The following is a 7,818-nucleotide window of genomic DNA, read 5'->3' as shown; positions in this document are numbered from 1 at the left end:
TGCGCGGCCCTGTCCCCCAGGGACAAGAACTCCGCCCGCGTGATGCTGGTCCGGGCAGGTTGGAACCCGGACGGTGTCGAGGGCGTAAGACCACCTGAGCCGCCGGCTCCGGTGGCCGCCTGAGCCGTAAATCCCCGCTCAACCCTGGAGGGTGACAAATCCCCTCCCTCCAGGGAGGGGAGCCTTCAACAGCCTCGCCACTTCCGAGAAGATGGCCTGACAGTACGACCGCCAGCTCCACTGGGAGGTCCCCGTCGCCGCTTGAGGAACCGGATCCGCTACGTCATGGCGTCCGCGATGACCGTGGTGGCGACCTTCTCGACGTCTGCGGGTGCCGGCGATGTGCCTTCCCGGTCGGCGAACAGCAGGTGGGCGGCCCCGATCAGGGTGGGTGCGAGCGTGTCGATGTCGGCGTCGGCCGCGACCCGGCCGTGTTCGCGCTCGGCGGCGAGGTGGGAAGAGATCATGCGGGTGGTGTCCCTGAGCACCGGTACGCCGCCTCCGGTGCGTTCGCGCAGTCGGGTGCGTACGGCATCGCGGGAGATGACCAGGCCGACGATTCTCAGGGCGATCGACCCGAACAAGTCGGTCAATGTGCGGGTCAGGTGGGCGACGACGCTGCCGGTGCCGGCGGCGTCGCGCAGTACTGTGGCCTGGATCTCGATCCGGCCGATACGGTCCAGCACGAACTGGGTCAGAAACTCGTCGAAGTCCGCGAAGTGCCGGTGCAGCAGGCCTTTGGTGACTCCCGCCTCGGTGGTGACCGCCCGGCTGGTCGGCGCGTTCGCCCCGTCCCGGAGCAGTACGCGCTCCGCGGCCGCGAACAGTTGGTCACGCGCGTCACGCAGAGCGATCCCTGTCGGCACGGCACACCTCGATCCTTCGTCGATTCAGGTTCATCCGCTCACCAGGCCGCACGGTCCACGGGCTGCTCCGCATCGCCGAGGCCGAGCGGGGTACCGGGCCGGGACGGTTCGAAGGCACGGTGCCGGTCAACCTCCCCGCGCTCACGGTCTCGGTCGCCGACATGCTCGCCACCCTGCGGCAGGTGGCCGGTGACGCCGTCGCCGACCTCGTGAGCATCACGCCCGCCCCGGCCGTCGAAGCCATCGTGGCCTCATGGCCCGCCGTCTTCGACAACACACGCGCCGCCGCACTCGGTCTGCAGCCCGACCCGAGCTTCCTGTCGGTGGTACAGGACTACATCGCCGAGCACGCCGACGCAGTCCTCGTCGACCCGCTCTCGCGGCGGGTGCAGCGCCGAGATTCGTGATCATGCAAGAATTCCGGTCACGGTGCCGAGGCTGTCCAGACGGTTCCCGGTGCCGACCCCAGCACGAGGAGGGCCGCGATCATGCGCGAACTGGCCGAGACGGCACGGCAGTGGGCGGCTCAGGGACGTACGGGCGTCCTCGCCCGCGCCGTCACCGAACGGGGCTTCGGTCCCCGGCGCCCTGCCGACGCCGTCCTGATCGACCAGGACGGTCACTGCCACGGCACGCTGTACCGCGGGGCGTTCGACGCGTACCTGGCGGCGGAGGCCGCTGCCCTGCCCGCGGACCACACCGCGGCCGTGCGCGAGGTGTCCGTCCACGACGACGAGGTGAAGCGGGCGGGCCTGACCTGCGGTGGGCAGGCCGAAGTGCTGCTGCAGTCCCTCCGCACCGTTCCCGCCCGCTGGTGGGACCTGCTGGCGGAGGGGGCCGACGCCGCGCTGATCACCCGGCTGGACGTCGCGCGGACCCGCGTGACCAGAACCGTCGCGACACCCGCGCCGGAGGGTGGTGACGGGCCGTCCGAGGCCGTCGAACGCGCTCGGGAGCTGCTCGGCCGCCGCCGGGCCGGCCGGGACATCCGCTCCACGGACGACGGACTCGTCCTCATCGAGACGTTCCCCGCCGTACCCCATCTGGTCGTCGTGGGAGGAGGTGAACTCGCCGAACTGCTCGCCGCGCAGGCCCGCCTGCTGGACTGGCACGCCACGGTGGAGTCCGCCGCCGAGGACGCCGTCCGGCTGCTCGCCCAGTGTCCGGCCGCCGCCTGCTTGATCGTCCTCAGCCATGAATCGGACGTCGACGTCCCCGTCCTGTCCGCCGCGCTGAACACAGGCATTCCCTACGTCGGTGCCCTGGGCTCACGCCACACCCAGGCCCGCCGTGCCGCGGATCTCGCCAAGGCCGGCCTCGACAAGGAACTCCTCGGGCGCATCCACGGCCCCATCGGCCTCGACCTGGGCGCTCGTACCCCGGCCGAGACGGCACTGGCCATCTGCGCCGAGGTGCTCGCCACCCTCGACGGCAGGGAGGTCCGCGTGGTCCGCGAGGGTGCCGGACCCATCCACGGCTGACCGGCCGTGGCCCACGCATTTGCATGACGGTGCATGGGGAACTGATCGCAGATGCAGCTTGTTACAGGCGTCGATTCCCGCATCTGCGTTTTCCAGGTGCCGCTGTCCGGGTACGGTCGTGCGGGAGGTGGTGGGCCGGTGATCCAGATCTTGGAACCCACACCGCGGGAAGGGCCGTACGCCATCGACGCCGCGCTCGGGAAGGCCGGACTGCCGGTCCGGGTCTGCCGGACCTGGGCGGGCGACCGGGTACCGGAGACGGTGGACGGCATGGTGGCTCTGATCGTGATGGGCGCACCGATGGCCGCCGGCGAGGACCTCCTCGGATGCGGCGCGGAACTGGCCCTCCTCCAGGGCGCGTTGGAGGCGGAGGTGCCGGTGCTCGGCCTGTGCCCGGGCGCCCGGCTACTGGCGGTCGCGTCGGGCGGCGTCGCCCGGTCGGGCACAGGCGCGCGGATCGGCCGGGACGACGTACGGATGACCGCGGCCGCGCATACCGACCCGCTGTTCGCGGCCGTACCCGAACGGCTGCGGGCGGTCAACTGGCACAGCGGCACCCTGGATCTTCCGGACACCGCGACCTTGCTGGCGTCCTGCGACCACCAGCCGGTGCAGGCGTTCCGGATCGGCGGCTCTGCGTGGGGGATCGAGTTCCCCTTGGACCGAACGCGCCGCCCGCCACGGACGTCCACTCGACCCGGACGACCCACTGGCCGAGGAGAACCTCCGGCCCGCACTGGAGGCGGCGGGCTGGGACCTCGACTGCTACGAGGACGCGCTCCGTCACTTCCTCGTGCGCGCGGTTCGTGCCGACCGGTGAGCCTCCTCGCTACCCTGTGCCGCGTGGCCGACGACATCACGCACGCGCGACGCGACGACAGGCCCGAGGAGTCCCGGCGGGTACGCCTGAGCCGGACATTCGACGAAGATGCGGAGCTGTACGACCGGGCCAGGCCGGGGTATCCGCCGGAGCTGTACGACGACCTGGCGGAGCTCGCGGGTGCCCGCCCGGGCAGCCGGGTACTGGAGGTGGGCTGCGGGACCGGCCAGGCGACGCTGCCGCTGGCGCGTCGGGGCTGTCGGATCACGGCCGTCGAGGCGGGGCCGAGCATGGCCGCGCTCGCTCGCCGCAACGTGGCCGGGGCCGGGACGGTGGAGGTCGTGACGGCGCAGTTCGAGACATGGCCGCTGCCTGCCGAGCCGTTCGACGCGGTCGTGGCGGCCACGGCGTTCCACTGGATCGACCCGGCGGTGCGGGTGGCCAAGGCGGCTGACGCGCTGCGCCCGGGTGGCGCGCTCGCCGTGGTGCGCACCCAGCATGTGCGGGGAGGAACCGAGGAGTTCTTCGCGGAGGTCCAGCGCTGCTACGAGCGCTTCGACCCCGAGACGCCGTCCGGCCTGCGGCCTCCCGCGGCCGCCGGCATCGACGGCTCGGACCATGCGGCGGAGGTGGCCCGCAGCGGCCGGTTCCGTTCCACCGTCTTCCGCCGCTACGCGCAGGACCTCACCTACACCACGGCGGACTATCTCCAGCTGCTGCGGACCTACTCCGGCCACCGGGCTCTTCCGGAACCCGCCAGAACCGGGCTGTTGCAGTGCATCGCGGCACTGATCGACCGGCGGTACGGCGGCCGGGTGACCAAGCGCCATCTCATCGAACTGGGGGTGTCACGGCGTCGGTGACCGTCCTGGACCGTGCACCCGGCAGTGGGCGTCAGGTGCGCAGGAGTCGCAGGTCTATCGCGTCGGCCATGGCCTTCATGCCCTCGTCGTTGGGGTGGATGTGGTCGCCCGCGTCGTAGGCCGGGTTGAGGGCGGCCGGGTTCGCGGGGTCACGCATGGTCCGGTCGAAGTCGATGACGCCGTCGAAGGCTCCGCTGGTGCGGATCCACTGGTTGACGCCCTGACGGATCGTCTCGGCGGCAGGCGTGTAGTACCCGTTGCCCTCGTCGGGCATGAGGGTCGCGCCGATGACGCTGACGTGGGCGGCATGTGCCTCGTCGATCAGGGTGCGGTAGCCGTTGACGAGGTCCTGGACGGTCAGCGGCCCGCCGTCAGGGCCGGCGTTGTTGCCGATGTCGTTGATGCCCTCGAAGAGGATCACGTCCTTGACGCCAGGCTGGCCGAGGGCGTCATGCCCGAACCGCTTGAGGGCGCTGACGCCCTGCCACAGGTTGGGGACGTCCGTGAGGACCCGGTTGCCGCCTATGCCGGCGTCGACGACGCTCAGCTTCTGCGGACCCGGTCCGGCGCCCAACCGGCGCCCGAGGAAGTCGGGCCACCGGCTGTAGGTGCCGGTCGAGGAGTGGTAGCCGTCCGTGATGGAGTCGCCGAAGGCGACGACGGTGCCCCGCGCGGTCGGTGACACGACGTCCAGTCCTGCCAGGTAGTACCAGGAGGTCGTGGTGGTGCCGAACGCGGCGGCACTGTCGTCACCGGTGTGGTTGCCGGAGGCGAGGTAGGTGGTGTCGAACGCGTCGGAGTGCCAGGTCGACATCCCCGTCGTACCGGGCACGTAGAGACTGACGAGCAGGTTCTCCCCGGCGCTGACCGAGATCGGTACGACGTCGCTGACGGCCTCTTCGCCGGCGGGGATCGTGACGTGGCGGGATCCGCCGAAGGTGATGTTCCGCGTGGTGCCGCGCGTCGCCTCTCCGCCGCTCGCCTGGACGGCCACGTCCACGGCGCCGACATCGAGAGGGGTGGCGCTGTACCGGTTGGACAGGGTGATGCGGGCGCCGGAGCCCGAGACGCTGCTGTGCACCACCATCCGGATGGTCTGGTCGGTGAAGGACGGGCCGCCGGTCGTCATGCTGGGCGACCAGGCGCCGACCCGTGTTCCCTTGCTCTGCGACAAGGGTGTGGCGGCGCTCGCCACATGCGCGGTGCTCAGCGGAACTGCCGTCAGGGCCATGCCGGTCAGGGCGCCGAACACGGCCAGCAGGGTTCTACGACGCGGTCGGCGACCGGCCGCCGTGCTTCTCTTTTCCGGGGACATCGTCGATCTCTCCGCTCTTCTCGTGGTCCGCACCGTCAGCCGAAGTTGCCCAGCGTGACGGACTCACCGGGCTTGAGGCTGATCCTTCGCGAGGTGCCGCCCGCGAACACGGTCGTGTCACGGCCGCCGACGCTCCTGAGCGTCACTTGTGTGACCTTGCCGTTCTTCCAGCTGAGGCCGGCCACGAAGCCGCCGCGGACGCCGACGCCGGACACCGAGCCGGATGCCGCCCAGGCGGCCGGCAGCGCGGGCAGCAACTCGACGTGACCCGGTCGCGAGTAGACGAGCATCTCGACCATTGCGGAAGGGGTGCCGAAGTTGGCGTCGATCTGGAAGATGCCGCGGCCTTGCCCCATGTCCATGATGTCGAAGAGGTTCGGCGCGGTGCCGTTGCTGCCGTTCACCGACGGCTTCAGGTTGTTGACGACGAGTTGGTAGGCGTTCTCCGCGTTCTTCAGCCGGGACCAGCACAGGCTGCGCCAGGCGTTGGACCAGCCGTAGCTGTTCATGCCGCGGGCGGTCAGCAGGGCCGTCGCGCCGGCGAGGATGTCCTTCGGCGTGGAGTCGTCCGGGCGGATCCGGTCACCGGGGAAGAGGCCGATGAGCGGGGAGAGGTGCCGGTGTGTGGTCTCGCCGAGGTTGTCGGGCGACATCCACTCCTCCAGCCAGCCGGTCTTGGGGCTGACCACGGGCAGGTACAGGCGCTCGCGCAGACCGTCGACGGTCGCGCTGTAGGAGGTGTCCCTGCCGAGCACCTGGGTCGCGGTGCGGTAGTTGCCGAAGAGGTTCCACACCAGTTCCTGGGCGTAGGTGATGCCCTTGGCGTCCAACGGCCCCTGTTCGGGCGACCAGTCGCTGTCGGCGATGAGGACCTCGCGCGAGGCTCCGGAGGCGTCGGTGACGGTCGTGGTGATGAGACGGGCCTCCCAGAACTCCGCGGCGCCCTTGAGGAGGGGGTAGATCTTCTGGAGGTAGGCGCGGTCCTGGGTGTACTCGTAGTGCTCGAACAGGCTCTGGCAGAGCCAGGCGTTGCCGGCCGGATGCCACCACCAGCCGCCACCGCCGTAGGGGTTGGTGGAGATGGCCACGGTCCAACCGGCGAGCTTGCCGCTGGAGTTGCGGTATCTGTTGGTCGGGCTGTTGAACAGCCGCTGCGTGACGTCGGTCCAGGACGGCAGCTGCGCGAGGCAGTAGTCCGCGAAGGCGTCGAAGCAGCCGGACAGTCCCGCGCGGTCGGCCATCCAGTAGTTCATCTGGATGTTGATGTCGGTGTGGTAGTCGCCCATCCAGTCCGGGTCGTTGCCGTCCAGCCACGGTCCCTGCAGGCCCATCGGCAGGGTGCCCCGCGACCCGGAGATCATCAGGTAGCGGCCGAACTGCAGGTAGGCGGCCTCGAGTTCGGGGTCGGGGACGTCGTCCCGGTAGCGGGCCTGCACCCGTTGCCAGGTGTCCAGCCTGCGCTGCGCGGCGGACGAGGTGCCGAGGTCGATGTCCAGCTGCTCGAACACCGGGCGGAAGTCGGCGACATGGGTGTGCAGCAGGGTGCTCGCTGAGTGGCCGGCCGCGCCCAGGACCTTGGTCCGCGCCAGTCGCTCCGGATCCATCGACGGGTCGCGGAACTGGGCGGCCGCGTCGGGTGCGTAGTTGGTGCCGCCGCTGACCACGACGGTGAGGTCCTTGCAGCCGCTGAAGGAGATCGACCTGCCGTCGACGGCGATCGTGCCGCTGCTGCTGCGGGCCGTGACGGCGGCGCCGTACTTCAGCCCGTTGGGGAAGGAGGCACCGAACGAGGTGTAGTGCCCGGCGCTGTCGGCCGTGGTGGTCTCGCCGTGGGTGCCGGCGAGAGTCACGGTACCGGTGTAGGTGCCGCCGCCCTGCTGGGAGAAGTACAGGACGATGACGTCATCGGGGCGGCTGGCGAAGATCTGCCGCTGGTAGGTGACGCCGGACAGGTCGTAGGAGGCACTGACGAGGCCCTGGGCCAGGTCGAGGGAGCGGCGGTAGTTGTTGACCGAGCCCAGGTCGTGCCCGGGGATGTCGACGGTGAGCTCGGCCAGCAGGGTCAGGGAGCCGAAGTCGTCACGGCCGTAGGGGAATTGGCCGTCGCTCTGCAGGGTGTCGTTGAGGCCGCCGGTCCACAGGGTGGCGTCGCTGATCGTCAGCAGTTCGCCGGCGGGGTCGTTGCCCGCGAGCGCTCCGAGGCGCCCGTTTCCTACCGGCAGGCCCTGCTGGATCATCGAGTTGGCGGAGCCGGGAGCCTGCCACCACAGCTGGTTCTTCGCGGCGGCGGCCGCGGACAGCAGGGGCGAGGAGGTGGGGCGGGCGGGGGCCGCCGAGGCGGTGAAGGCAGGCAGACCGCCGAGGGCGGCGGCCGCGCCGGCGGTGGCGGCGAGAGCGAGAAAGGCCCTGCGGCTCGGGTGGTTGTCGCGCGATTCGGTGTGCTCGGTGTCCACGTTGTGCACTCCAGGTCAGG

General features: G+C 70.7%; 5 protein-coding genes and 3 pseudogenes. 5 read left to right on the top strand and 3 right to left on the bottom strand.

From position 1 onward, the window contains the following. Positions 1-123 (top strand): annotated as a pseudogene (locus tag AB0M27_RS37620) (RNA-guided endonuclease TnpB family protein); the annotation flags it as partial. A gap of 155 nt (positions 124-278) precedes the next feature. Here the strand turns inward: AB0M27_RS37620 and AB0M27_RS37615 are convergent. Next, positions 279-866, bottom strand: coding sequence for a TetR family transcriptional regulator (locus AB0M27_RS37615; RefSeq protein ID WP_365728944.1), 588 nt, complete (start codon positions 864-866; stop codon positions 279-281). A gap of 32 nt (positions 867-898) precedes the next feature. On the opposite strand from AB0M27_RS37615, the pseudogene AB0M27_RS37610 reads away from it, so the two are divergent. From AB0M27_RS37610 to AB0M27_RS37595, 4 genes and pseudogenes are all read left to right on the top strand, one after another. Then, positions 899-1,273: pseudogene (locus AB0M27_RS37610) on the top strand (NAD-dependent epimerase); the annotation flags it as partial. 81 nt (positions 1,274-1,354) lie between these two features. Then, a complete protein-coding gene (locus AB0M27_RS37605) occupies positions 1,355-2,347 on the top strand; it encodes an XdhC family protein (RefSeq protein WP_365728942.1) in 993 nt (330 codons plus the stop codon). A gap of 51 nt (positions 2,348-2,398) precedes the next feature. Further along, positions 2,399-2,908: pseudogene (locus AB0M27_RS37600) on the top strand (gamma-glutamyl-gamma-aminobutyrate hydrolase family protein); the annotation flags it as partial. A gap of 282 nt (positions 2,909-3,190) precedes the next feature. After that, the gene (locus AB0M27_RS37595) at positions 3,191-4,030 is read left to right on the top strand and encodes a class I SAM-dependent methyltransferase (protein WP_365728946.1); all 840 of its coding nucleotides are present in this window, start codon (positions 3,191-3,193) and stop codon (positions 4,028-4,030) included. 31 nt (positions 4,031-4,061) lie between these two features. On the opposite strand, the gene AB0M27_RS37590 is transcribed toward AB0M27_RS37595, so the two are convergent. Then, positions 4,062-5,282, bottom strand: coding sequence for an SGNH/GDSL hydrolase family protein (locus AB0M27_RS37590; RefSeq protein WP_365728941.1), 1,221 nt, complete (start codon positions 5,280-5,282; stop codon positions 4,062-4,064). Positions 5,283-5,380: 98 nt separating this feature from the next. Next, the gene (locus AB0M27_RS37585) at positions 5,381-7,798 is read right to left on the bottom strand and encodes a glycoside hydrolase N-terminal domain-containing protein (protein ID WP_365728938.1); all 2,418 of its coding nucleotides are present in this window, start codon (positions 7,796-7,798) and stop codon (positions 5,381-5,383) included. Between the last annotated feature and the right edge of the window lie 20 nt (positions 7,799-7,818).

It is taken from the genome of Streptomyces sp. NPDC052107 (assembly GCF_040680215.1).
GTDB lineage: Bacteria > Actinomycetota > Actinomycetes > Streptomycetales > Streptomycetaceae > Streptomyces.
This window is presented reverse-complemented; position numbering and strand designations above follow the sequence as displayed.

Coding starts and splice junctions, on each gene's coding strand:
- AB0M27_RS37605 (WP_365728942.1), top strand. CDS start 1,355: ATGCGCGAACTGGCCGAGACGGCACGGCAGTGGGCGGCTCAGGGACGT.